16 protein-coding genes and 2 pseudogenes are annotated in these 24,632 nt (G+C 71.9%); 8 read left to right on the top strand and 10 right to left on the bottom strand.

The genetic code is table 11. The features are described from left to right. Positions 1-7 precede the first annotated feature (7 nt). The 3 genes from V1634_RS04730 to V1634_RS04720 all read left to right on the top strand — a co-directional run bounded on the left by V1634_RS04730 (position 8) and on the right by V1634_RS04720 (position 3,606). On the top strand, positions 8-1,141 hold the full coding sequence (locus V1634_RS04730) for a hypothetical protein (RefSeq protein WP_331206486.1): 1,134 nt from the start codon (positions 8-10) through the stop codon (positions 1,139-1,141). Beyond that, complete coding sequence (locus V1634_RS04725; RefSeq protein WP_331206485.1) at positions 1,125-1,889, top strand: class F sortase; 765 nt, start codon at positions 1,125-1,127, stop codon at positions 1,887-1,889. Before V1634_RS04730 ends, V1634_RS04725 begins: the two co-directional genes overlap by 17 nt. Positions 1,890-2,859: 970 nt before the next feature. Continuing rightward, entirely contained in the window at positions 2,860-3,606 is a 747-nt protein-coding gene (locus V1634_RS04720) for a class F sortase (RefSeq protein ID WP_331206520.1), read from the top strand. A gap of 69 nt (positions 3,607-3,675) precedes the next feature. Here V1634_RS04720 and V1634_RS04715 read toward each other — a convergent pair. After that, a pseudogene (locus tag V1634_RS04715) lies at positions 3,676-8,721 on the bottom strand (NAD-glutamate dehydrogenase); the annotation flags it as partial. A 393-nt stretch (positions 8,722-9,114) separates the two neighbouring features. Between V1634_RS04715 and V1634_RS04710 the strand changes: the two are divergent. After that, a complete protein-coding gene (locus tag V1634_RS04710; protein ID WP_331206484.1) occupies positions 9,115-11,079 on the top strand; it encodes a penicillin-binding transpeptidase domain-containing protein in 1,965 nt (654 codons plus the stop codon). 83 nt (positions 11,080-11,162) lie between these two features. On the opposite strand, the gene V1634_RS04705 is transcribed toward V1634_RS04710, so the two are convergent. The 6 genes and pseudogenes from V1634_RS04705 to V1634_RS04680 all read right to left on the bottom strand — a co-directional run bounded on the left by V1634_RS04705 (position 11,163) and on the right by V1634_RS04680 (position 17,169). Beyond that, positions 11,163-11,396, bottom strand: coding sequence for a TM2 domain-containing protein (locus tag V1634_RS04705; RefSeq protein WP_107260331.1), 234 nt, complete (start codon positions 11,394-11,396; stop codon positions 11,163-11,165). A gap of 106 nt (positions 11,397-11,502) precedes the next feature. Then, a complete protein-coding gene (locus V1634_RS04700; protein WP_331206483.1) occupies positions 11,503-12,060 on the bottom strand; it encodes a TetR/AcrR family transcriptional regulator in 558 nt (185 codons plus the stop codon). 806 nt (positions 12,061-12,866) lie between these two features. After that, positions 12,867-13,799: pseudogene (locus V1634_RS04695) on the bottom strand (arginase family protein); the annotation flags it as partial. 66 nt (positions 13,800-13,865) lie between these two features. Further along, positions 13,866-14,804, bottom strand: a complete 939-nt coding sequence (locus V1634_RS04690) for a tetratricopeptide repeat protein (protein WP_331206482.1) — start codon at positions 14,802-14,804, stop codon at positions 13,866-13,868. A 143-nt stretch (positions 14,805-14,947) separates the two neighbouring features. Beyond that, complete coding sequence (locus tag V1634_RS04685) at positions 14,948-16,636, bottom strand: acyl-CoA mutase large subunit family protein (RefSeq protein ID WP_331206481.1); 1,689 nt, start codon at positions 16,634-16,636, stop codon at positions 14,948-14,950. Between the two features lie 185 nt (positions 16,637-16,821). Further along, positions 16,822-17,169: an Asp23/Gls24 family envelope stress response protein gene (locus V1634_RS04680; RefSeq protein ID WP_331206480.1), complete on the bottom strand. Its 348-nt coding sequence runs from the start codon at positions 17,167-17,169 to the stop codon at positions 16,822-16,824. A 294-nt stretch (positions 17,170-17,463) separates the two neighbouring features. Between V1634_RS04680 and V1634_RS04675 the strand changes: the two genes are divergently transcribed. Continuing rightward, entirely contained in the window at positions 17,464-17,922 is a 459-nt protein-coding gene (locus V1634_RS04675) for a DUF2000 domain-containing protein (RefSeq protein WP_331206519.1), read from the top strand. Between the two features lie 12 nt (positions 17,923-17,934). Here V1634_RS04675 and meaB read toward each other — a convergent pair whose 3' ends face one another. Beyond that, on the bottom strand, positions 17,935-18,879 hold the full coding sequence (gene meaB / locus V1634_RS04670) for a methylmalonyl Co-A mutase-associated GTPase MeaB (protein WP_331206518.1): 945 nt from the start codon (positions 18,877-18,879) through the stop codon (positions 17,935-17,937). A 161-nt stretch (positions 18,880-19,040) separates the two neighbouring features. Then, positions 19,041-20,240, bottom strand: coding sequence for an acetyl-CoA C-acetyltransferase (locus V1634_RS04665; RefSeq protein ID WP_331206479.1), 1,200 nt, complete (start codon positions 20,238-20,240; stop codon positions 19,041-19,043). Between the two features lie 65 nt (positions 20,241-20,305). On the opposite strand from V1634_RS04665, the gene mce reads away from it, so the two are divergent. Then, the gene (gene mce, locus V1634_RS04660) at positions 20,306-20,770 is read left to right on the top strand and encodes a methylmalonyl-CoA epimerase (RefSeq protein WP_331206478.1); all 465 of its coding nucleotides are present in this window, start codon (positions 20,306-20,308) and stop codon (positions 20,768-20,770) included. A 66-nt stretch (positions 20,771-20,836) separates the two neighbouring features. On the opposite strand, the gene V1634_RS04655 is transcribed toward mce, so the two are convergent. Continuing rightward, positions 20,837-21,766: a phytanoyl-CoA dioxygenase family protein gene (locus tag V1634_RS04655; RefSeq protein WP_331206477.1), complete on the bottom strand. Its 930-nt coding sequence runs from the start codon at positions 21,764-21,766 to the stop codon at positions 20,837-20,839. A gap of 153 nt (positions 21,767-21,919) precedes the next feature. Here V1634_RS04655 and V1634_RS04650 point away from each other — a divergent pair, with 153 nt between their 5' ends. Continuing rightward, positions 21,920-22,960, top strand: coding sequence for a TIGR03621 family F420-dependent LLM class oxidoreductase (locus V1634_RS04650; protein WP_331206476.1), 1,041 nt, complete (start codon positions 21,920-21,922; stop codon positions 22,958-22,960). Positions 22,961-23,172: 212 nt separating this feature from the next. Further along, positions 23,173-24,447, top strand: a complete 1,275-nt coding sequence (locus tag V1634_RS04645; protein ID WP_331206475.1) for a coiled-coil domain-containing protein — start codon at positions 23,173-23,175, stop codon at positions 24,445-24,447. Positions 24,448-24,632 lie beyond the last annotated feature (185 nt).

Below are 24,632 nucleotides of genomic sequence, written 5' to 3'. Positions count from 1 at the left end.
GAAAGTCATGTCCAAGAAGTTCCTCGGCAGGATGATCGCAGGAGCCGCGCTCGGCGGCGCTTCTCTACTCGTTTTCTCCCCCTCGGCCGCGCTCGCGGACGGCGGCTACCACCCCGAGGGGCACCAGCGGGACGACTCGGGTCGGACGTACGCGAAACCGCACGCCGCGAAGCCCGGAGAAAAGGTGGAACTCGTCGAGGTCTGCCCCGAGGCGCAACAGCACGCGTGGCTGTGGTCGAAGGTCACCGGAAAGGTGGACCTCGCCCCGAAGGACCACAAGGACGACTACAAGGCCGACCACAAGGGCGAGCACAAGGACGACTACAAGGGCGAGCAGAAGCCCGAGGAGTCCGGCGGCCACTCCAACGGCGGCGAGGAGTACCAGAGCGGGGAGGACTACAAGAAGGAGCGCGAGTACCAGGAGTTCCTGAAGTACAAGGAGTACCAGGAATACCAGGAGTACCGCCGCTACAAGGAGAAGCACGGGTCGGCCCCGGCGGAGAACGGGGCGTACGGCGCCGAATCCGCCCCGTCGACCGCCGAGGAAGCACCCGCGGCACCCGGCCGGTCGGCCGACGCGGTACCGGCACCGTCGCCCTCGGCGAGCGGCCAGCCTCAGCAGCCCGAGGGGTATCAGCCGCCCGCCGGACAACAGGGCGGTACCGGCGGGATGGCCCGCGACGACGGCGGCTACGGCTGGGGAGAGGAGAAGAAGGCCGAGGACTCCAAGCACGGCTGGGAGAAGGCCGAGCCGAGCAAGAACGGCTGGGAAGAGGAGAAGAAGGCCGAGGACTCCAAGCACGGCTGGGAGAAGGCCGAGCCAAGCAAGAACGGCTGGGAAGAGAGCAAGAAGGCCGAGGAGAGCAAGGGCGGCTGGACGGAGAAGAAGGCCGGCTACGAGTACTGGACCAGCGTCACCATCCCGTGGGACGCCGAGCCGGGGTCGTACGACCTCAAGGGCTCCTGCGGCGAGGGTGAGCTGATCATCCTGCCGAAGGGCTGGGTCGACGGCGGTGACGGCGGGGCAACCTCCGGCAGCAGCGACGATCTCGCGGTCGCCGGGGTCGGGATGCTCGGGTTGGCCGGGCTCGGCGGACTGGTGCTGATGCGGCAGCGCCGTACCGATGAGTCAGCCGTCTGACGCGACGGCGAGCGGTGCCGGCGGCCGCCACGGGAGACCGTGGCGGATCGCCGGCACCGTCCTCGTCGCCCTGTTGGCCCTGGTCGGCGCCGGCCTGGTCGGGGCCGCACTGAACGCGCCGGACCCGGTCGCACCGCCGCAGCCGAGCGCCGGTGCCGCACCGAACGACCCGGATCGGCCGGCTGCCGGTGACACCGGGACCGGAACAGATCTCGGGCCTGCCGCGCCGGCACCCACGGCGGCGCCGGAGGGCGGGTCCGGTGCGACACCGGCGCCGGCCGCCCGGGTACTGGCCAGGTCGGAACCGATCAAGATCACGATTCCGAAGATCGGCGTGGACGCCACCATCATGCCGGTGGGGCTCACCCCGGAGGGCATGGTGCAGGTGCCGCCGTTGACCAAGGCGGGGCTGGCCGGCTGGTACCGGCCGGGGCCGAGCCCGGGTGAGCCGGGCAACTCCGTGATCGTCGGCCACGTCGACTCGAAGGAGATCGGGCCGGCGGTCTTCTTCCGGCTCGGCGCCCTGCTGCCCGGCGACAGCATCCAGGTGATCCGCGAGGACGGCAGCCTGGCCACCTTCGCGGTGGAGGGTGTGAAGTCGTACCCGAAGAGCGAGTTTCCCACCGAGCTCGTCTACGGCCCGACGGAGGCACCGGGGCTGCGCCTGGTGACCTGTGGCGGGGACTTCGACGAGCGGACCGGCTCCTATCCGGACAACGTCATCGCCTTCGCCCGGCTCGCCGGATAGCCACGTCGGCGCCCGCGAGGCCCGGTCTGTACGGGGGACAGCGGTACGCCGCTGTCCCCCGTACCCGTGCCCGCGCCGTCGTCGGGATCAATCCGGACAGGCTCGACGTGAAGAGCTCTCTACCACTCACAGGCGATGTTTCGGAAGGAACACCCGTAATCCCGACATCCGCTCACAAACTAGCTAGCGTCGGTTCTGGCTCGACTCGCCGTCGAGCACAACCAAACGGGGAAGGAGTGACTACGAGTCATGAGTAGGAAGTTGCTGGGGAAGGTGGTGGCCGTCGCCGGTCTCGGTGCCGCGTCCATGCTGATCTGCGCGCCCGGAACCGCCCTGGCGGACGACGGCCCGCACGAGCGGGAGAACAAGGGCCACATCCACACCGTGCCGAAGGGAGTGAAGCCGGGACACAAGTTCAAGGTCATCCTGAAGTGCGAGTACCCGGTGGAGCGGGCCTGGGTTTCCTCGAAGGTCACCGGCAAGCTCTGGCTCAAGCCTGTCGAGGAGGACAGCGTTCGAGTACCGGAGCGGCAGCGCCCACCGGCGGACGACGGTCAGCCCGACGACGACGGTCAGCCGCCGGTCCCGCCGAACGACGGACAGCCGCCGGTGCCGCCGGACGGTGGGCAGCCACCGCTGCCCGAGGACGGCGGCCAGCCGGAGGGGGCCGACGAACAGCCCGACGGCGGCCAGGGCGGCCAGGCGGCCGCGTACGGCGACGAGGCCGTCTACTGGGCCTGGGCCAAGGTGCCGTACAAGACCAAGCCGGGGCACTACCGGGCCTGGGGCGCGTGCGAGGCAACGGGCAGGATCGCCGTACTGCCTCGGGGTTCCGTACCCGGTGGTGACGGCGGCGCCGCCAGCACCGACTCGGGTCGGACGGCAGCCGGCGCGGGCATGCTGGGAGCAGCCGCGATCGGCGGCTTCCTGATGATCCGCCGGCGTCGTACCGATGGCACACCCGCCTGAGGTGTCGACCAGGCGCGCCGGCGGCCGGCACGGGAAACCGTGGCGTGCCGCCGGCTCCGCCCTGGTCGTCCTGCTCGCACTCGGCGGCACCGCCCTGCTCACCGCCGGTCTGAACCCGCCCCCGGCGCAACCGCCGCAGCCCGCCGAGATCGAGGCCGGCGAGGCGTCGCCGCCGCAGCCCGAGGAGACCCCGGAGGCGCAGTGGACCCCGCAGGCGGTCCCGCCGTCGCCCACGCCGGGCAGCCCGTCCGCGACCAGCCCGGTCGTCGAGCCGTCCCGGCCGGCGGAACTGCCCCGCTCGGAACCGGTCCGAATCACCATTCCGAAGATCAAGGTGAATGCGAAGATCATGTCGGTCGGCGTGAACGACGACGGGACCGTCCAGGTGCCCCCGCTCAAGCAGGCCCAGCTCGCCGGCTGGTACCGGCTGGGGGCCAGCCCCGGCGAGTTCGGCAACGCGGTCGTGGTCGGGCACGTCGACTCGGCCGCGATGGGGCCGGCGGTCTTCTTCCGGCTCGGGGCGCTCAAGCGGGGCGACCGGATCGAGGTCACCCGGCAGGACGGCAAGGTCGTCCGGTTCGCGGTGGACTCGGTGAAGTCGTACCCGAAGGCGTCCTTCCCGTCCGAACTGGTCTACGGGGCGGCGGACACCGCCCGGCTCCAGGTGGTCACCTGCGGCGGCACCTTCGACCGCAAGAAGGGCAGCTACCGCAACAACGTGATCGTCTCCGCCACCCGGATCCCCTGACCGTACGCCCGTCGCTGCGGCGGGGACCGGACGGGCGCCGCGTCGGCGGCGTTCCGGGCCGGGGCTGCCGGCCGCCGAGGTCCGGACCAGGGTACGGATCTGCCGCAGCAGTACGGAGAGCGCGGCCAGGTCCGCCCGGGACTCGTCGAACTCCCCCATCGCCTTGCGGGTACGACCGATCGAGATGGAGTTCGACCGCTCCCACTCCTGCACCCGCTCGTCCGGCGACAGGTCGGCAGGAGTCCCGCCGAGCACCTCGGCGGTGAGCGCGGCCAGCGCGGCGTAGAGGTCGTAGCGCAGGGCCATCCGGGCCAGCGTCTGCCAGCGGTCCTCCCGGGGCAGCAGCGAGATCTTCGACAGCAGCGAGTCGACCCGGAACCGGTCGGAGAGGACGAAGTAGACCGCCGCCACCTCGCCGACGTCCCGTCCCGTCGCCCTCGCCGTCTCCACCACGTCGAGCAGGCCGAAGCTGTACATCAGCCGGGTGGTGCGTTCGGCCAGTTCCCGGGGCAGCCCGCGCCGCACGCACATCTCGACGTGCGCCTCCAGCGCCTCGCGCTCGCTGCCGTAGAAGATGTTGCCCAGCTCGGGCAGGAGCCGGGAGACCCCGTCGCGCAGCCGGGCCGTCTCGGCCGGCACGTCGATCGGTGACCGGCGGTTGGTCACCAGCCACCGGACCGCCCGGTCGAGCAGTCGCCGGGTGTCCAGGTAGACGGCGGTCTGCACCTCGGTCGGCACCCGGTTGTCCAGCGCCTCGATGTCGGCCCAGATCTCGCGCAGCCCGAAGACCTCGCGGACCACCACGTACGCCCGGATCACGTCGGCCGGGGTCGCGCCGGTCTCCTCCACCACCCGGTAGATGAAGGAGATGCCGCCCCGGTTCACCGCCTCGTTCACCAGCATGGTGGTGACGATGTCCCGGTGCAGCCGGTGCTCCGGCATCCGGTCGGCGTACCGCTCGCGCAGCGGGGTCGGAAAGTAGTTGGCGAGCACCTCGAAGGTCCACGCCTCGTCCGGCAGCTTGTCGGCCAGGATCTCCCGCTCCAGCACGATCTTGACGTACGCGAGCAGCACCGCGAACTCCGGCGCGGTCAGCCCGATGTCGGTACGGGTGGCCAGTTCCTCGTCCGGCGGCAGCGCCTCCAACTCCCGGTTGAGGTGTCCGGCCCGCTCGAAGTCGGAGATCATCCGCCGGTGCACCGGCAGCAGCGAGGCCGCCTGGGCCAGCGCGTTGCCGATCGCCCGGGCCTGGTCGTAGTTGTCCCGGAGCACGAGCTGGGTGACCTCGTCGGTCATCTCGGCCAGCAGCGCGTCCCGGTCCGGCACGCTCAGCTCGCCGTCGGCCACCGCCGCGCCGAGCAGGATCTTGATGTTGACCTCGTGGTCCGAGGTGTCCACCCCGGCCGCGTTGTCGATGAAGTCGGTGAAGATCCGGCCGCCGCCCAGGGCGTACTCGATCCGGCCGACCTGGGTGAAGCCCAGGTTGCCGCCCTCGCCGACCACCCGGGCCCGCAGGTCCCGGCCGTCCACCCGGATCGCGTCGTTGGACTTGTCCCCGACCTGCGCGTTCGACTCCGACGACGCCTTGACGTAGGTGCCGATCCCGCCGTTCCAGAACAGGTCGACCGGGGCGGAGAGGATCGCCTTCATCAGCTCCTGCGGTGACATCGACTCGGCGCCGTCGCCGAGGCCGAGCACCGCGCGGACCTGCGGGCTGATCGGGATCGACTTCGCGGTACGCGGATGTACCCCGCCGCCGTCGCTGATCAGCTCGGCGTTGTAGTCCGCCCAGGAGGAACGCGGCTGGTCGAAGAGCCGGCGCCGCTCCACGTAGGAGACGGCCGGGTCCGGATCCGGGTCCAGGAAGATGTGCCGGTGGTCGAAGGCGGCCACCAGCTTGATGTGCTCGGAGAGCAGCATCCCGTTGCCGAAGACGTCGCCGGACATGTCGCCGACGCCGACCACGGTGAAGTCCTGGGTCTGGGTGTCGATCCCCATGTCCCGGAAGTGCCGCTTCACCGACTCCCAGGCGCCCCGGGCGGTGATCCCCATCTTCTTGTGGTCGTAGCCGGCGGAGCCGCCGGAAGCGAACGCGTCGGCCAGCCAGAAGCCGTTGCGCACCGAGATCTCGTTGGCGGTGTCGGAGAAGCTGGCCGTACCCTTGTCCGCCGCCACCACCAGGTACGGGTCGTCGGCGTCGTGCCGGACCACGTCGGACGGCGGCACGATCTGCCCGCCGACCAGGTTGTCGGTCACGTCCAGCAGGGCCGAGATGAAGCCCTGATAGCAGGCGACCGCCTCGTCCCGGTCACCCGGCTTCTGCTTGAGCACGAAGCCGCCCTTGGCGCCCACCGGCACGATCACGGCGTTCTTCACCATCTGCGCCTTGACCAGGCCGAGCACCTCGGTCCGGAAGTCCTCCCGCCGGTCCGACCAGCGGATGCCGCCCCGGGCCACCGGCCCGAACCGCAGGTGTACGCCCTCGAAGCGCGGCGAGTAGACGAAGATCTCGTACTTCGGCCGGGGCTCCGGCAGGTCCGGCACCATCTGCGGGTCGAGCTTGAACGCCACGTAGGGCTTGGGCCGCCCGTCGGTGCGCCGCTGGTAGAAGCTGGTCCGTTGGGTCGCCTGGATCAGCGTCAGGTACGACCGCAGGATCCGGTCCTGGTCCAGGCTGCTCACGTCGTCGAGCTGCTGGTTGATCGAGGTGACCAGTTCCTTGCTCCGCAGGTTGCGCTCCTCGGCGCCGAGTCCGAGCGTCGGCGAGAACCGCACCTCGAAGAGTTCCACCAGCGAGGCGGCGACCTGCGGGTACGCGATGAACGTGGACTCCATGTAGTCCTGCGAGAAGACCGTGCCGGCCTGCCTCAGGTATTTCGCGTACGCCCGGAGCACCACCACCTGCCGCCAGGTGAGCCCGCCGCGCAGCACCAGCTCGTTGAAGCCGTCGACCTCGGCCTCACCCCGCCAGGTGGCGGAGAAGGCGTTCTCCACGTGCGGGCGCACCTCGCCCAGCTCGCGGGCGCCCTCGGGCAGTTCGAGGCCGAAGTCGTAGAGGTAGATCCGACCGTCGATCCGGTCCACCTCGTACGGATGCTCGTCGACCACCCGTACGCCGAGGGAGTGCAGCACCGGCAGCACGGCGGAGAGCACCATCGGCTCGCCGTACCGGTAGACCTTGAACCGGACGTCCTCGACCGTGGTGGCCGGGGTCGGGCCGCCCGGCCGGACCGGCTGCTGCTTGCGGAACATGTGCATCTCGAGCTGGCCCGGCTCCTCCAGCAGTTCCAGCTTGGCCAGGTCCTTCATCGCCTCGTACGGGGTGTGCCCGTCCTTGTAGCCCTCCGGGAACGCGTCGGCGTACCGGGTGAAGAGCCGCTTCGCCTGCTCGTCGCCGAGCTTGCGCTCCAGCACCAGCCGGTAGTCGTCGTCCCAGAGCCGGGTGGCGTCGGCGAGTTCCTCGGCGAGCAGGTCCGCGTCCACCTCGCCGGGCGGGCTGGCCGGGTCGGTCCGGACGATGAAGTGCACCCGGGCCAGCATCGACTCGGTGACCCGGGTGGTGTAGTCGACGCCGATCCCGTTCAGCTCGCGGAGCAGGATCTCCTGCATCCGCAGCCGGTTCTGCGTGGTGAACCGGTCCCGGGGCAGGTAGATCAGGCAGGAGATGAACCGGCCGTACCCGTCGCGGCGCAGGAAGACCCGGAGCTGGCGGCGGCCCGCCATCCGCAACACCCCGACGACGGCGTGGTAGAGGTCGTCGGTCTTGATCTGGAAGAGTTCGTCCCGGGGATAGGTCTCCAGGATCTGCAACAGGTCCTTGCCGGAGTGGCTGCGCGGGCTGAGCCCGGAGCGGTCCAGCACCTCGGCGACCTTGCGTCGCACCACCGGCAGTTCGCGGACGCTGGTCCGGTACGCCGCCGTGGCGAGCAGGCCGAGGAAGCGGCGCTCCCCCACCACCTCGCCGTCGGCGTTGAAGACCTTGAAACCGATGTAGTCCAGATAGGCCGACCGGTGCACGGTGGCCCGCGAGTTCGCCTTGGTGATGATCAGCAGTCGCTTCTCGGTCACCTTCTGGTGCGCCTCGGGCGTCATCGAGGAGAGCGCCCGGGGGGTGGTGGAGTCCTGACGGAGGATGCCCAGCCCGGTGCCGAGGATCGCCTCCAGCGCCGGCCCCTGCTCGGTCTGGATCAGCCGGTACTCCCGGTAGCCGAGGAAGGTGAAGTGCTCGTGCGCCAGCCAGCGGAGCAGTTCCACCGAGTCGGTGATGTCCTTTTCCGGTACTGGTGGCCGGTTGTCCGAGGTCCGCGCGGCGGCCAGCTCGTCGGCGAGGGAGAGGGCCCGCTGCCGCATCTTGGGCCAGTCCTCCACCGCCTCGCGTACGTCGGTGAGCACCCGCTGCAACTCGGCGCGCAATCGGTCCCGGTCCGCCGCGCCGCGTACCGGATCGATCTCTATCCTCATCCAACTTTCGACGATGTCGCCGTCGATCGCGTCGTCCGGTTCGACGTCGGCGGCGACCTCGGTCAGCCGGCCGAGCGGCTCGCGGCGGACCACCACCAGCGGGTGGACCAGCATGTGCACGTCGAGGTGGTGTCCGGTCAGCAGCGCCGTGACGGAATCCACCAAAAAGGGCATATCGTCCGTAACTATCTCAATTACGGTGCGTTGCTGCTCCTCGTCCGGCTCGTGGATCCGCAGCTTGAGTTCGCCCGGTACCCGCTGCTGGGCGAGATCCCGGTGCTCCTTGGCGGCGACGAGCATCTCCGCCGGGGTGAAACCGATCAGCTCCTCGTCCGGAGCGAACCGCCAGAACCGGTCGACCAGCGTCGCCGCGTCGTGGTCGTCGCCGGCCAGCGCCACCGCCTGGGCCACCAGCCGCTCGGCGTTCGGTACCGGCTCGTCCAGATCCGCGTCCTCGACGTCGTCGGCGAGGGCCTCCGGAGGCAGTCCCAGGTCATAGAGGGTGTCGATGCTGGCTCCCGGCACGCCGGTCGCGCCAGAGGCGAGTCGAGAGCCCGCCCCGTCGTCGTCGATCGCCGCGTCGTAACTGTCGTCTCGGTCGGCATCCGCCGGCCGGAGAACGGGTTCCGGTTTGATCGCCGGACGCCGGTCCATCGTGCCACTCCCCTCGACCCACCACGCCGTGGGTCACTCTCCGCCCAGACTAGGCCCTACCGATAAGCCCCTCTGCCGGTGGACCGGCGGCCGGATGTCGGATCTGAGATCTGTCCTTTCATCCGTTGCGGACGCCCGACACGCCCGCCTCGGAGTACCCACGCACGCTCGGCCATCACCCGATCCACCTCGCCGGACCGGTGACCAGACCGCTCATCCGGCAGCCATACCGGCCCTGACCAGCGACGGAGCGCGTCAAGACGGATCGCAGACGGCCGTGCTCCACCCCTCCCGGACAGCACCGGGGCAGCCCCGATTCGGCACGGCGTACTACGGTCGGTCTGCCGCCGGAGCAACGTCCGGCGGTGTCTTGAGCTGGAAGGTAACCGCGGCATGCGCTTTCCGAATCCCTCCCAACGCCCCCTCTTCCGGCAAACCGCCCGTCGAGGGACGGTCACCGTTCTTGCCGGCGTGTTGCTCGCCGCCGGGGGCCTGGCCGGCTGCTCGGACTCGGACGGTCCCGACCGCGCGGTCGACGCGTTCCTGGCCGGTTGGCTCGGCGGCGACCTCAACAAGATCGGATTCCGCAACCCGGCGGGCGAGCGGGTACCCGCCGACGAGGTGGCCGAGGAGATCAAACAGCTCTCCGGCGAGCTGGCCAAGACGCCACCCAAGCTCCGTCGGGAGGGGGACCCGAAGATCACGGAGGACACCGCGACCGCGACGGTACGGGTGGACTGGACACTGCCCGGCGACACGCACTGGACGTACCCGTCGGAGATCCACCTCAAGCGTGGCGAGGACGACGAGTGGCAGGTCATCTGGGAACCGAAGGTCGTCGAGCCGCGCCTCACCAGCGGAGACGAGCTGGCCGTGCGCCGGCTCCCCGCCAAGCGGGCGGCGCTGACCGACGGGGCCGGCAAACCCATCGTGGCGCCCCGGCCGGTGGTGCTGGTCGGGGTACAGCCCAACGAGGTCACCGACCTACCCGGCCTGGTAAGGCAGCTCGACGCGGCGTTCAGGGCGATCCGGCCCCCGATCACCCCGCCGGTCGACCTGACCGACCTGCCGGCCCGGATCCGGGAGGCGCAACCGGAACACTTCGTCGACGTGGTGACCCTGCGCCGGGAGGCGTACCTCCAGATCAAACCGCGCATCCACGGACTGCCGGGGACGAAGTTCCGCGACGAGGAGCGGGAACTCGCGCCGACCCGGGACTTCGCCCGAGCCCTGCTCGGCTCGGTCGACCCGGTGCAGGCCGACGACATGGCGACCAACCCCGGCCTCTACGAAGAGGGTGACCTGGTCGGACACGGCGGCCTCCAGGGCCGCTACGACAAGCAGTTGCGCGGCGGGACCGGGCTGAGCGTGATCATCGCGAGCAAGCGCCCGGACGGTACGGTCACGCCGACCGGTACCGAGGTGTTCCGGCGCGAGCCGCAGGCCGGGGTATCCCTGAAGACCACCCTCGACGTGGCCACCCAGAACGCCGCCGACGACGCGGTACGCGGGTCCCGGCAGCGGGCCGCTCTGGTCGCGGTACGGATCAGCGACGGCGCGGTTCTCGCCGCGGCGAACGGCAGCAGCGCCGAGAACCTCGCCTTCACCGCCCAGGTCCCGCCCGGCTCGACCTTCAAGATGGTCAGCGCACTCGGCCTGCTCGACGCCGGAGCGGTCACCCTGGACACGCCGGTCGCCTGCCCGAAGACGTTCACCGTCGACGGGCGCTCGTTCAAGAACTCGGACAACTTCGCCCTCGGCACGGTGCCGTTCCGGACCGACTTCGCCAAGTCCTGCAACACCGCGTTCGCCGCGCTCGCCCCGAAGCTGGGGCCGGACGGGTTGGCCAACGCCGGCCGGAGCCTGGGGCTGGAGGCCGAGTGGAAACTCGGCGTCGACGCCTTCACCGGCAAGGTGTCGGCCGGCGGTTCGGCGGCCGAGCGGGCGGCCGCGTCGTTCGGCCAGGGCACCACCGTGGTCAGTCCGCTGGCCATGGCGGCGGCGACCGCCGGGGTGGCCCGGGGGCAGTGGCAGCAGCCGAAGCTGGTGCTGGAGCCGGCGCCCGGCGAGCCCGCCCCGCCCGGCCCGCAGCTGAAGGGCGGCTCGGTCGAGCCGCTGCGCACGATGATGCGCGAGGTGGTCACCAAGGGGACCGGCAGCGCCCTGGCGGACGTGCCGGGCGACCCGGTGTACGGCAAGACCGGCACCGCCGAGTACGACGACAACCCGGCGCACACCCACGCCTGGTTCGTGGGCTGGCAGGGCGACGTCGCGTTCGCGGTCTTCGTCGAAAAGGGCGGATCGAGTACCGCCACCGCCGTGCCGATCGCCGAGAAGTTCCTCCGCGGCCTCGGCTGAGCGCGGGTACCCAGCCCGGAAACGCGCCGGCCGGGGCGGTCGACGGGGTATCCCCCGGACCGCCCCGGCCGCTGCGCGTCCGCTCAGCGGGCGAGCGCCTGGCCCTGCTTGTCGGTGAACTTGCCGACCGCGATCATGATGAGGTCGATCAGGGTCCAGATGCCGAACCCGCCGAACGTCAGGATCATCAGGATGCCGGTGCCGACCTTGCCGACGTAGAACCGGTGCACGCCGATGGTGCCGAGGAAGAGGCAGAGCAGCAGCGCGGCAATCCAGGACTTCTGCCCGACGGCCGGACCGGCGGCGGTTGTGGACATGGTTTATTCCTCTCAGGACATTCTCAGGAACAGCACAGCGCTCGCGCACGTTACCGGAATCCGGCCGGAGCCGCTGTCCCGGGCTGCCCTCGTGATCAGCCGAAAGTCACCGGCGCGGCAGGCTGGCCACGAACATCGCGATCAGTTGCTCGTACGTCTCGTCCAGGTCCTCCGGCAGTCCGAAGCCGCCACTGGCCTCCAGCGAGGAGAACCCGTGCGCGATGGCCCGACCGCACCGTACGGCGTGGATCGCCGCCGAGTCGGTGAGCCCGTACCCGCGCAGCGTGGCGAGGAAGACCTGCAACATCCGGGTACCGGCCTCGACCATGGCCGGCTCGTGCAGTGGATCGGGCGGCAGCGCCGCGTACCGGGCCGGGTGCTCGCGGACATAGGCGCGGTAGGTGCGCAACAGCATCGCCACCGCCTCGTCGCCGCTGCGGCCGAGTACGGCCGCCACGGCCCGGTCGGTCATCTCGGTCATCAGCCGGATGCCCACCAGCGTGCGCAGCTCGGCGAGGCCGGCGACGTGCTTGTAGAGCGAGGGCGGGGCGACCCCGGTGCGTGCGGCGACGGCCGCCAGGGTCAGGGCGTCGACGCCCTGCTCGTCGATCACCTCGATCGCCGCGCTGACCACCGCCGCCGTGGAGAGTCCGGCCCTAGGCACCGGGCGACCTGTGCCAGGCTCTCCCTGGAGCGGGCAACTTGCTATCTTCCATAGCGTCGAAGCTAGTTACCATAGCTAGCCACTGTCAAGCCGAACCGTCGCCGCTCACCCCTGAGGGTCCCGGACATCCGGGCCGGTCCGATCGCACTGTGCCAGCCACCACGACCGTACGCCGGTGCTCAGGCGCTCTCCGCCGTCGACCCTGGCCCCGGGTCGTCGGCCGGTGCCCCGCCCGCCCCGTGCCGCTGCTCGTCGGCTGGCTCGCCGCCCGGCCGGGAACCCTCGGCCGGGGCGGCGCCCGGCGTGGCCTCGACGGCTGGCTCCGCCTCCGGCGCCGGGTTGCGCCGGAGCCGCCCCGGACCGGCCGAGGCCGGCGGACCCACCGGCTCCGACCAGCGGGCGGCGAGATCGCCTACCTCGGACCGGCTCACGCCGTTGCGCCCGGACTCGACCCGCCGCACCGCCGGCACCTCCGGCTGCACCGCCGGCACCTCCGGCGAACCACCCGACTCGACGGACCCGACGACGGTCGACTCCCCGGCCGAGGAACCGCCCGGCTCGGCCGGTTCCGACTCGCCGGGCTGCGGCTCGGCGTGCTCGGCCACCAAGCCGGTCGGTTCCCGTACGGCGGCCGGAGAGGGACGGACGAAGGTCGGCAACTCGACCGCCGGTACGCCCCGACGGGCGGTGGCCCCGATCGACGGCACCGCCGCCTGCCGGACCGGCGGGCTCGGCACGGTGGGCGGAACAGTACGCGGCCCCGGGACCGGCGGGTCCCACCCGTGGGCGGCGGGCCGCCCGGGAGCCAGCCGGGGCGGCACCGCCTCGGGCGCGGAGACCGGAGCCAGGCCGGCGACCAGCGTGTCGACGATCTCGGCGGCGTAGACCCCGTCCGGGTCGTAGTCGGGGTCGAAGACGGTGATCTCCACACCCAGGCAGTGCGGGGTGTCGACCAACCCGGCCAGCAGCAGTTCCAGCTCGGCGAAGGCGATCCCGCCCGGGTCCGGCGCGTCCACCGCCGGCATCACCGCCGGGTCGAGCACGTCGACGTCGACGTGCACCCAGTACCCGGCACAGTCGGTCAACTGGTCGTGCGCCCACTGGGCGGTCCGGGCCGCCCCCTCGACCCGCAGCGCCGGCACCGGCCGGGTGGTGATGCCGGCCGCCTGGAGGTCGAGCCGGTACTCGTCGTGGGCCCGGATGCCGAGCACCACCACGTCGATGTCCCGGAAATACGGCCGGCGCCCCTCGATCGCGGCCAGGTCGGCCTGGCCCCGCCCGGTGACCAGGGCGAGATCCTCGCCGGCCGCCGCACCGACGTAGGAGGCGTTGCCGGGGTGCCGGAAGTCGGAGTGGCCGTCCACGAAGACCAGCCCGATCCGGCCGCCGACCGCCTCGCCGAGCCGGTGCATGGCAAGCGCCGAGCCGAGCAGGATCGAGCAGTCCCCGCCGAGCACCAGCGGGAACTCGCCCTGGTCGATGATGCCGCCGATCCGCTCGGCCAGATCCATCGAGTACCGCGCGATGGAGCCGGCGTGACACACCCCGTCCCCGGGACGCCAGTCGCCCGGGTCGTACCGGGGCGGGGTGAGGCAGCCGGCGTCCCGGGCGGCGAGCCGGGCGATCAGATCGTGGTCACGCAGCGCGCCCGGCGCCTTGGCGCAGCCCGGCACCGACGTGGGGGTCGGCGGACGCAGGCCCAGGTTGGACGGGGCGTCCAGAACGGCGATCCGGCGCATAGTGTGCTCCCGTCCGGTATCGCGGCTGCCAGGCCGGCACGCGCGCTGCTCGTAGCTGCCTATTTTCTAGAAGAGCGCACGCGAGAGCGCCCTCCGCGCGTTGGCCACCGCAGGATCGTCCGGACCGGCGATGGTGAACAGGGACACCAGGTGCTGTCGGGCGGCCTCCCGGTCATCGCCGGCCGTCCGACGGACCAGGTCGACCAGCCGGGCGTACGCCTGCTCGGCCTGACCGCTGAGCACCTCGATGTCGGCGGCGAGCAACTGCGCCGGTACGTCGTCGGGACCCGCCTCGGCCGCGGCCAGCGCCGCCGCCGGGTCCGCACCGCTCACCCGGCGGGCCAGCGCGACGTGCGCCAGCCCCGCCTCGGCCGCCGCGTCCGACGGCGCGTCCGAGAGGATCTTCTTGTACGCCCGCTCGGCCGCGTCCAGGTCGCCGCTGATCAGCGCCTCGTCGGCCTCGCCGAGCCGGGGGTCCTCCGGTGCCTCCACCGAGACACCGCCGGCCTTGAGCACGGCGCCGATCCACTGCCGCAACTGCGCCTCGGGCACCACTCCGGCGAAGGCGTCGACCGGCTGGCCGCCCACCACCGCGTAGACCATCGGAATGCTCTGCACCCGGAACATCTGCGCGAGCCGGGGGTTGGCGTCGACGTCGACCTTGGCCAGTACCCACGCACCGGCGCCCTCGGCGGCGAGCCGTTCCAGCACCGGGGAGAGCTGCTTGCAGGGCTCGCACCACTCGGCCCAGAAGTCGATGACCACTGGCGTGTTGAGGGAGCGCTCCAGCACCTCGGACTGGAACGTGGCTTCGGTGACGTCGATCACCGCGACTCCGCCCCCGCCCCCGGGAGGTGTGCTCGGCGGCGTCCCGCCGGGGGTGCCGGGGCCGCCCGGCGGGGTCGCTGCCGCCGCCGGCTGCGCGGGGGTCTGTGCGGCGCGCAGTGCGCCGAGGTCGACCGCGCCGCGGGTGAAGATCGACGAGGTGATCCGTGGGTCGCTCATGGTTCCCTAGTCTCGCACGCGGCGCCACGAACCCTGCCCAAGCGCCGCTGCCCGACAGATGCCAACCCGGCCGACCGGGCACCGGCCGACAGCGTCGTCCGGCCGGTCCGCCGACGGCACGGACCGGCCGGGTACCCGACGCTTCAGAACCGGGCCGGCTCGCGGTAGACGCCCCACTCGGCGCGGAGCGCGTCGCAGATCTCCCCGAGGGTGGCCTCGGCGCGTGCGGCGGCGAGCATCGACGGGATCATGTTCTCGCCGGACCGGGCGACCTCGACCATCCGGGTCAGCGCCTCGGTGACCGCCACAGCGTCCCGGCCGGCCTTGCGGTCGGCGAGCACCCGCCGCTGCTCCAGCTCCACCTCGTGCGACACCCGCAGGATCTCCAGCTCCTTGGCGACCGTACCGGTGTGGCAGTTCACGCCGACGATCTTCTTCTCGCCCTTCTCCAGCGCCTGCTGGTAGGTGAAGGCCGACTCGGCAATCTGACCGGTGAACCAGCCGTCCTCGATGCCACGCAGGATGCCGGAGGTCATCGGGCCGATCGGGTGCGGCCCGTCGCCGCCGAGCTGCCGGATCCGGGCGAAGATCTCCTCCGCCTCCGCCTCGATCCGGTCGGTCAGCGCCTCGACGTACCAGGAGCCGCCGAGCGGGTCGGCCACGTTGACCACGCCGGTCTCCTCCATCAGCACCTGCTGGGTGCGTAGCGCGATCTCCGCCGACGAGTCGCTGGGCAGCGCGAGGGTCTCGTCCAGCGCGTTGGTGTGCAGCGAGTTGGTGCCGCCGAGCACCGCCGCCAGCGCCTCGACGGCGGTCCGCACGACGTTGTTGACCGGCTGCTGCGCGGTCAGCGAGACCCCGGCGGTCTGGGTGTGGAAGCGCAGCCAGAGTGCCCGCTCGTCGGTGGCGCCGTACACCTCGCGCAGCCAGCGGGCCCAGATCCGGCGGGCGGCCCGGAACTTCGCGATCTCCTCGAAGAAGTCGACGTGCGAGTCGAAGAAGAAGCTCAGCCCGGGCGCGAAGACGTTGACGTCGAGGCCCCGGCTCAGGCCCAGCTCGACGTAGCCGAACCCGTCCGCCAGGGTGTACGCCAGCTCCTGCGCGGCGGTCGACCCCGCCTCCCGGATGTGGTAGCCGGAGACCGACAGCGGCTTGTAGCGCGGGATCTCCCGGGCGCAGTACTCCATCAGGTCGCCGATCAGCCGCAGGTGCGGCTCGGGATCGAAGAGCCACTCCTTCTGCGCGATGTACTCCTTGAAGATGTCCGTCTGGAGGGTGCCGTCCAGTTTGGAGATGTCCGCGCCCTGCCGCTCGGCGGCGACGAGATACATGCAGAAGACCGGTACCGCCGGCCCGGAGATGGTCATCGAGGTGGTGACGGCGGCGAGGTCGATGCCGTCGAAGAGCAGCTCCATGTCGGCGGCGGAGTCGACGGCGACGCCGCAGTGCCCGACCTCGCCGAGCGCCTGCGGGTCGTCGGAGTCCCGGCCCATCAGGGTCGGCATGTCGAAGGCGACGGAGAGCCCGCCGCCGCCCGCGCCGAGGATCATCCGGTAGCGCTCGTTGGTCTGCCGGGCGTTGCCGAAGCCGGCGAACTGCCGGATCGTCCAGGTCCGTCCCCGGTAGCCGGTCGGATACAACCCCCGGGTGTACGGGTATTCGCCCGGCCAGCCGATCCGGGCGAACCGGGGATCGGCGCTCCCCTCGGGCGGGCCGTAGACCGGTTCGACGGGCATCCCGGAGAGGGTGGTGAAGTCCGCCTCCCGCTTGCGTGCCGCGTCGTACCGGGCCTGCCAGCGGGCTCGGCCGGCGGCAATCTCCTCGGCGTTCATCGGTGGGGGCCTCCTCGTGCTCCTCGACTGAGCCCGAGTGTAGAGGGGGACCCTGAACGATCGCTAAGGTAGCCCGCGATCAAGGCGGGGTGTCCCGCGATCAGGGGACCTTCCAGCCCGGGGCGGTGCGGTTTCCGGGCGGAAGATCCCTGATCACGGCAATCGCGGCCGGACCACCACCACGGTCAGGCCCCGGCGGCCGGCGGAGTGTTCAGCTCGATGTCGTCCACCTTGACGTTCACCTCGGCGACCGTCAGGCCGTACTTCTCGACCGCCTCGATGACCTTCGCCCGGACCGCCTCGGTCACCTCCTGCACGACGTGACCGGCCTCGATCACCAGCACCACCCGGATGGTCGCGCTGGTCCCCTTCACCTCGGCCGAGACGCCCCGCCCGGCGTCACCCACCTCGTCCAGGCCGACCTTGTCCAGCACGCTGTTGAAGAACCGGGCGACGTCGCCACCGAGATCGGCGACGCCGGGCACCGAGCGGGCCGCCGTACCGGCGATCTTCTCGATGACCTCTTCGGACACTTCGGTGCCACCCCTCGGCGCCGCCGCGGGCGCTGCCGCCGGTGCCGTCTCCGTGGCCTGGCCGGAATCGTTGTGAACCTCGGTCATTCTCGTCTCTCTCCCCTGGTCTCGACGGCCTGCACGGCGCCGTCGGCGTTGACGGAGCCTATCCGCCGTCGGCAAACCAGCGGCGGAACTGACACATTCTCGGCTCCGCCGAGTCTGACCCCGCGAGCCGGCGTACGGGGTGCGAGGAACGTACAAGATTCGCGGCCGGGAACGGGACAGGATCGGTCCGACGACCGACCGAGGAGGATCTCCCATGACCGCAGCCGTCCGACGGCCGGACCGGAGCCGGCACGGGTCCGCTTCGACACCAAGATCGCCATTCTGCTCCGGGACGACCTCGCGACCTGGCAACGGCTCAACGTCACGGCCTTCCTGACCAGCGGCGTCGCCGGGGCGGAGCCGGAGCTGCTCGGCGCCGACTACCTGGACGCCGACGACACCCGCTACCTGCCGATGTTCCGCCAGCCGGTGCTGGTCTTCACCGGCGGCCGGGACGTCGTCGTGGCGGCGCACCGCCGGGCCGTCGAGCGCGGGATGCGGGCCGCCATCTTCACCGAGCAGCTCTTCGGCACCGGCAACGACCGGGACAACCGGGCCGCCGTCCGGGCGGTCGGGCGGGACCGGCTCGACCTGGTCGGGCTGGCCGTGCACGGGCCGAGGAACGCCGTCGACAAGGTACTCAAGGGCGCCGTCCTGCACCCCTGACCGCGACGTCGCTCAGCCGGCGGACCGGCCGAGCTGGTCGAGCAGCTCGCCGGCTGCCGCGTACGGGTCGAGCGAGCCGTCGGCCACCCGGGCGGCGAGCGCCGCGAGCGACGTACCCGCGCGGAGCGAACCGATCCGGTCCCGGAGGGTGCCCAGCGCGATCGCCTCGACCTCGGCGGCGGCCCGGGCCTCGCGGCGGCGGCGCAGCTCGCCGTGCTCGACCAGCCAGCCGCGGTGCTTCTCCACCGCCGTTACCAGGTCGTCGATCCCCTCACCCCGGGTCGCGACCGTGCGCACCACCCGCGGTCGCCACTCCCCCGGCCCGCGCTCACCCAACGCGATCATGCCGTTGATGTCCCGCACGGTGGCGTCGGCGCCGTCCCGGTCGGCCTTGTTGACCACGAAGACGTCGGCGATCTCCAGGATGCCGGCCTTGACCGCCTGGATCGCGTCACCCATCCCGGGCGCCAGCAGCACCAGGGTGGTGTCGGCGAGCGAGGCGACCTCCACCTCGGCCTGGCCTACCCCGACGGTCTCCACGAGTACGACGTCGCAGCCGGCCCCCTCCAGCACCCGGACCGCCTGCGGGGTCGCCGCCGCCAGCCCGCCCAGGTGCCCCCGGCTGGACATGGAGCGGATGTAGACCCCCGGATCGGTGGCGTGGTCCTGCATCCGGACCCGGTCGCCGAGGATCGCGCCGCCGGTGAACGGGCTGGACGGGTCGACCGCGAGCACACCGACCCGGTGGTCCCGGGCCCGCAACGCCCGGACGAGTTCGTTGGTGGTGGTCGACTTCCCCACCCCGGGCGAACCGGTCAGCCCGATCACCTGGGCCCGCCCGGTGTACGGCGCGAGCGCCGCCGCGACCTGCGGCAGCAGTTCGTCACCGGACTCGACCAGGGTGATCAGCCGGGCCACCGCCCGGGGATCGCCCTGCCGGGCCCGGTCGACCAGCATCGGCACGTCCCGGCTGCGCCGCACCGACCCGGCCGGCTGCGGCTCCGGCCGCGCCGACCCGGCCGGCTCCGGATCGGGCCGCGCCGACCCGGCCGGTTCCGACTCGGGCCGCGCCGACCCGGCCGGTTCCGACTCGGGCCGGTCCGCGGCGGACTCCGCCGTCACTCCCGCCCGCCGGGCTGTACCGGCACGTGCACGATCAGCGCGTCACCCTGGCCACCGCCGCCGCAGAGCGCGGCCGCACCGGTGCCGCCGCCCCGGCGACGCAGCTCCATCGCCAGGGTCAGCACCAGGCGGGCCCCGGACATCCCGATCGGGTGGCCCAGCGCGATCGCACCGCCGTTGACGTTGACGATCTCGTCGGAGACGCCGAGGTCCCGGGCCGACTTGACGCCGACCTGCGCGAACGCCTCGTTGATCTCGATCAGGTCGAGGTCGCCCACGGTCAGCCCGGCCTTGCGCAGCGCGTGCTCGATGGCGTTCGCCGGCTGCGAGTGCAGCGAGTTGTCCGGACCGGCCACGTTGCCGTGCGCGCCGACCTCGGCCAGCCAGGTCAGCCCCAACTCCGTCGCCTTCGCCTTGCTCATCACCACCACCGCGCAGGCGCCGTCCGAGATCGGCGACGAACTGCCGGCCGTGATCGTCCCGTCCGGGGTGAACGCCGGGCGGAGCCGGGCCAGCGACTCGGCGGTGGTGTCCGGGCGTACGCCCTCGTCCTCGGCGATCACCAGCGGGTCGCCCTTCCGCTGCGGCACCGTCACCGGGACGATCTCCTCGGCGAAGGCGCCGTTCTTCTGCGCGGCGGCGGCCCGCTGGTGGCTGGCGGCGGCGAACGCGTCCTGCTCGGCCCGGCTGATCCCGTGCCGGGCGTTGTGCCGCTCGGTGGACTCGCCCATCGCGCAGCAGTCCCACGGGTCGGTGAGCCCGTCCAGCGCCATGTGGTCCTTCACGGTCACGTCGCCGTACTTGTAGCCGGCCCGCTGGCCGAGCAGCAGGTGCGGGGCGTTGGTCATCGACTCCATGCCGCCGGCCACCACGATGTCGAACTCGCCGGCCCGGATGAGCTGGTCGGCCAGGGCGATCGCGTCCAGGCCGGAGAGGCAGACCTTGTTGATGGTCAGCGCCGGCACGGACATCGGGATGCCCGCCTCCACCGCCGCCTGCCGGGCCGGGATCTGGCCGGCACCGGCCTGGAGCACCTGCCCCATGATCACGTACTGCACCTGGTCGGCGGCGACCCCGGAGCGCTCCAGGGCGGCCCGGATGGCGATGCCACCGAGCTTGGTCGCCGAAAAGTCCTTGAGGTTGCCGAGCAGCCGACCCATCGGGGTACGGGCGCCGTTGACGATCACGGATGCCATGGGAACTGTCGCCTCCGGGGGGACCTGGCGGAGCGCCTTAACGTCGGTTAGGTCAGACTATCCTGGTGGACGACGACAAGCCGGACAGCCCGGCTGCCGACTATCTCACAGGCATCGGCCTGCTCGGCATCGATCACGTCGGGGTGGCGGTGGCCGACCTCGACGCCGCGATCGAGTTCTACCAGCGGGTCTTCGGGATGCGCTGCGTGCACACCGAGACCAACCCCGAGCAGGGGGTCCGGGAGGCGATGCTCCAGGTCGGCCCGACACCGGACGGCGGCTGCGTGCAACTGCTGGCGCCGCTGACCCCGGACTCCACCATCGCGAAGTTCCTGGACCGCAGCGGGACCGGGGTGCAGCAGGTCGCGTACCGGGTCGCGGACGTCGACGCCGCCTGCGCCGCGCTGCGCGACCGGGGCGTACGGGTGCTCTACGAGACGCCGAAGCGGGGTACCGCCGGCTCCCGGGTCAACTTCGTGCATCCCCGGGACGCCGGCGGCGTACTCGTCGAACTGGTCGAACCAGCCTAAGGACGAGGTGTAAGGAAGGGCCCCCCGTTATCGCTTTCTGTTGTAGCGGGGGCCCTTCCTAACACCTCAGGCGGGCACGGTGTCGTAGGCCTCGACCAGCTCGGCCGGCATCGGCGCCAGGTCGGTGGCCCGGCGGAAGTCGCCGAGGGTGGTGCCGGTGCACTCCGAGTCGACGTTGCGGGCGCCGGCCCGGGCCCGTACGTCGCGCAGGTTGACCGCCCGGAAGTCGATGGAGAACCGGGTCCGGCCCGAGGTGTTCGGCACGGTGGTGTGCAACTGGGCACCGGAGAAGACCAGGACTCCGCCGGGCGGCGTGAGTACCCGCAGGTCGGGCTCCCGCTCCAGCTCCTGCTCCAGCCCGGGCTGCCTGCGGGTCTCGGCGTGCACCTGCGCGGCGGCAGCGCTCCGGCCGTGCGCCACCCACTGCGCGTAGTTGTAGTCCCGGGAGCTGTTCCGCACCCCGGTGTCGAAGTATCTCGGGTGGAAGGCCATCACGTTCGCCCCGGTCACCTCGTACACCGGGATCCAGAAGTTGAGCTGGGACATGGGTGCGGAGAACCAGGTGTCCCGGTGCGACTCGAACTGGAGGGTGAGTCCCGCGTTGAGGTACTCGCTGGTCATCGAGCGCAGCCGGGGTACGTCGAAGTAGGTCTGCACCGGGTCGGCGCCGAGGTCGGACAGGAGCCCCCGGACGAGTTCGGCGCTGCGCGGGTGGTTGATGAAGCTGGGCTTCAGCTCGGCCAGCACCGAGACGTAGTCCGGGCCGGCCAGGTGGTGCTGCGCCTCCGGCGGAAAGTGCGGCGCGAACGCGGTCTCGGTCATCTGCCGGGCGAAGGCGACCAGCGCCATCGAGTGCGGCGTCGGCGAGTAGACGAACAGGTCCCCGGCGAAGAGCCGTGCCCGACGCTCGTCGTCGGACATCGGCGAGTCGAAGTGCAGCACCGTCACTGCGGCCTCCTGCGGTAGCTCCCGGTAGGTCTGGGCCCAGCGGGTCACGCTGGGTCTGCGCAGCGGTCACGGTAGGCCGCCGGCCGACGGCCCGGAATGCGCCGTCCGGTCGGGCCGGCGCCGGTGTCGACAATCCGACTTCGCCCCGGTGACCGGCCGGGAACGCCGGGTGCGGCGCCCCGCGACCAATAGAGTCGGGCGATGCCGCCCGCGCAGCCCCTCGCGCCCACCGCCGCACCGGCGTCGCCGCCACCGCGTACCGGGTCGTCCGCCGCACCGGGCCCCGGCCCCGCGGGGGTACGCCCGTTCCGGTTCACCGCCGCGATGCCCGGGCTGGACCGGCCGGCGGCGCGGTGGCGGGACGAGATCCGCCGGATCGAGGACCTCGGTTTCGACTCGGTCTCGGTCTCCGACCACCTCACCGGCGGCTGGGCGATGGACCCGCTGGTGGCGATGACGGTGGCCGCCGAGGCCACCAGCCGGCTCAGGGTGCTGGGCATGGTCTTCTGCAACGACTTCCGGCATCCGGTACTCCTGCACAAGGCGCTGGCCAATCTCGACGTCTTCTCCGGCGGCCGGGTGGAGATCGGGCTCGGCGCCGGGTGGCTGCGCGCCGACCACGACGCGGCCGGACTGCCGTTCGACCCCCCGGGGGTACGCGTGGAGCGGCTCGCCGAGTCGATCGAGATCCTGCTGCGGCTCTTCGGCGACGAGCCGGTGGACTTCACCGGTCGGCACTACCGGATCACCGGACTGCTCGGGCTGCCGGCACCGGTGCGGCGCCCCCGGCCGCCGCTACTGGTCGGTGGCGGCAGCCGGCGGATCCTCGAACTCGCCGGCCGGTGTGCCGACATCGTCGGGATCAACCCGCGACTCGCCCCGGACGTCGACCCGCTGGCCGCGCTGGCCGAGCTGAGTCCGGAGCGCTTCGCCCGGAAGGTCGCCTGGGCCCGGGACGCCGCGACGGCCGCCGGGCGGGATCCGGCCGACCTGGAGTTCCAGTCCCGGATGTTCGACGTACGGGTGCTGCACCGGGGCGTGGAGCACCGGGCCTCGTCCAGCCACGCCCGGAAGGTCGACCCGGCCGCGCTGGCCGGCTCGCCAGCGGTGTTGCACGGCAGCGTGGACGAGTGCGTCGACAAGCTCTTCGCGCTCCGCGACCGGTACGGCGTCAGCTATCTGCACCTCGGCGGCAACCTGGACGCCGCCGCACCGATCGTGGCCCGGCTGGCGGGACGATGAACGCGGCGGATTCCGGCCGCGGGTGGGGCCTGCGGACCCGGCGACGACGACGTTCTCCGGAGTCGCCTCGAGATTCTCCGGGGGCGCTTCGAGCACAGTAGATCCGGCAAACAGCGGCGCCGTCCGGCGGGTTGAGTTGACCTTGTGAACTGGGCGCGATAGTACGGCTCGGCCCTTGCGAAGCACCCCGGTAAGTCTGCAAGTATGTCCCAATGCCCCAGCAGCAGTCCTCCCCTCTCGCGTTCTTCGACAACGCGAACTCGCAGCCAGACTTCACGGTTGCCCTGCGCGGCTACGACCGTGAGCAGGTCAACAGCCACCTGGGCCGGTTGAACGCCGCTCTGAACCAGTCCGAGCAGGCCCGCGCCGAGGCCGAGCAGCGGATGAACGACGCCCAGCGTCGACTCCGGCAGGCCGAGCAGCGCCTCGCGTCGGTCGAGCAGAAGCTCACCGACACCAACAAGCAACTCGAGGAGAACAACCGCCCCACCCTCTCCGGCCTGGGCACCCGGGTCGAGCAGATCCTCCGCCTCGCCGAGGAGCAGGCGAACGACCACCGCGGCGAGGCCAAGCGCGAGTCGGAGGGCATCCTCTCGGCCGCCCGGCTGGAGGCGCGGGAGATCACCGACAAGGCCCGCGCCGAGGCCGCCGCGATGAAGGCCTCCGCCGAGCGGGAGGCGGGCAGCGTACGCACCGCCGCCGAGCGGGAGGCCGCCGAGGTCCGGGTGCAGGCCCGCCGGGAGGCGGACACCCTGCGCGCCGACGCCGAGCGGGAGACCAAGCAGCTCCGTACGGTGACCGCGCACGAGGTCGCCGAACTCAAGTCCACCGTCGAGCGGGAGGTCGCCACCCTCCGGGCCACCGCCGAGCGGGAGATCACCCAGCAGCGCGCCAAGGCGGCCCGGGAGGCCGAGGAGAAGCGCGCCGAGGCGACCAAGCTGCTCACCGACGCCCGGGACAAGCGCGACAAGGACCTCCAGGCACTGGAGCTCCAGCTCGCCGAGCGCCGGGAGAAGGCCGAGCGCGAGGAGTCGGAGCGGCACGCCGCACAGGTGGCCCAGACCCAGAAGCTGGTCGCCGAGGCCGAGCAGCGGGCCCGGGCGGCGCAGGACCGCGCCAAGGAGATCGAGCAGCGCGCCGAGGCCCGTCGGGTGGAGTCGGAGCGGAACGCCAACGAGACCATCGACAAGGCGAAGGCGCTCGCTGACAAGACCCTCAACGAGGCCCGCGCCGAGGCGCACCGCCTGCTCACCGAGGCGCGTACCGAGGCAGACCTGACCACGCAGGCGGCCCGCCGCGAGGTCGAGGACCTCACCCGGCAGAAGGACGCCGTCACCTCCCAGCTCGGCCAGATGCTCTCCGGCCTGGCCGGCATCGTGCCGGGCGTGGGTGGGGCGGCCGCCAAGCCCGAGGCGGAGGCCAAGCCGGCCGCCGCCGCCGAGAAGACCGAGGCGGAGGAGCGGGTCCCCGCCGACGCGACGAGCTGACCCGACGACGGGCGCGGGTCGGACTGCGGGGCAGCAGCACGGCCGGGGCCGTACCGGAAGTTCCGGTACGGCCCCGAGTGCTGCGCGGCGTACGGTCCGATAGATCTGCCAATGTCAACAACAGTGAGCTTCGTCCCATCAGCCCCGCCGGGTATCGCCGCAGAACCAGCCACCGCGTGTGAGGA

It is taken from the genome of Plantactinospora veratri, from assembly GCF_036421995.1.
GTDB lineage: Bacteria > Actinomycetota > Actinomycetes > Mycobacteriales > Micromonosporaceae > Plantactinospora > Plantactinospora veratri.
This window is presented reverse-complemented; position numbering and strand designations above follow the sequence as displayed.

Excerpts from the sequence above, each read along its gene's own strand:
- V1634_RS04730 (WP_331206486.1), top strand. The coding sequence starts at position 8 with ATGTCCAAGAAGTTCCTCGGCAGGATGATCGCAGGAGCCGCGCTCGGC.
- V1634_RS04725 (WP_331206485.1), top strand. The coding sequence starts at position 1,125 with ATGAGTCAGCCGTCTGACGCGACGGCGAGCGGTGCCGGCGGCCGCCAC.
- V1634_RS04710 (WP_331206484.1), top strand. The coding sequence starts at position 9,115 with ATGCGCTTTCCGAATCCCTCCCAACGCCCCCTCTTCCGGCAAACCGCC.
- V1634_RS04705 (WP_107260331.1), bottom strand. The coding sequence starts at position 11,396 with ATGTCCACAACCGCCGCCGGTCCGGCCGTCGGGCAGAAGTCCTGGATT.
- V1634_RS04690 (WP_331206482.1), bottom strand. The coding sequence starts at position 14,804 with ATGAGCGACCCACGGATCACCTCGTCGATCTTCACCCGCGGCGCGGTC.
- V1634_RS04685 (WP_331206481.1), bottom strand. The coding sequence starts at position 16,636 with ATGAACGCCGAGGAGATTGCCGCCGGCCGAGCCCGCTGGCAGGCCCGG.
- meaB (WP_331206518.1), bottom strand. The coding sequence starts at position 18,879 with ATGCTGGTCGACCGGGCCCGGCAGGGCGATCCCCGGGCGGTGGCCCGG.
- V1634_RS04665 (WP_331206479.1), bottom strand. The coding sequence starts at position 20,240 with ATGGCATCCGTGATCGTCAACGGCGCCCGTACCCCGATGGGTCGGCTG.
- V1634_RS04650 (WP_331206476.1), top strand. The coding sequence starts at position 21,920 with ATGCCGCCCGCGCAGCCCCTCGCGCCCACCGCCGCACCGGCGTCGCCG.
- V1634_RS04645 (WP_331206475.1), top strand. The coding sequence starts at position 23,173 with ATGCCCCAGCAGCAGTCCTCCCCTCTCGCGTTCTTCGACAACGCGAAC.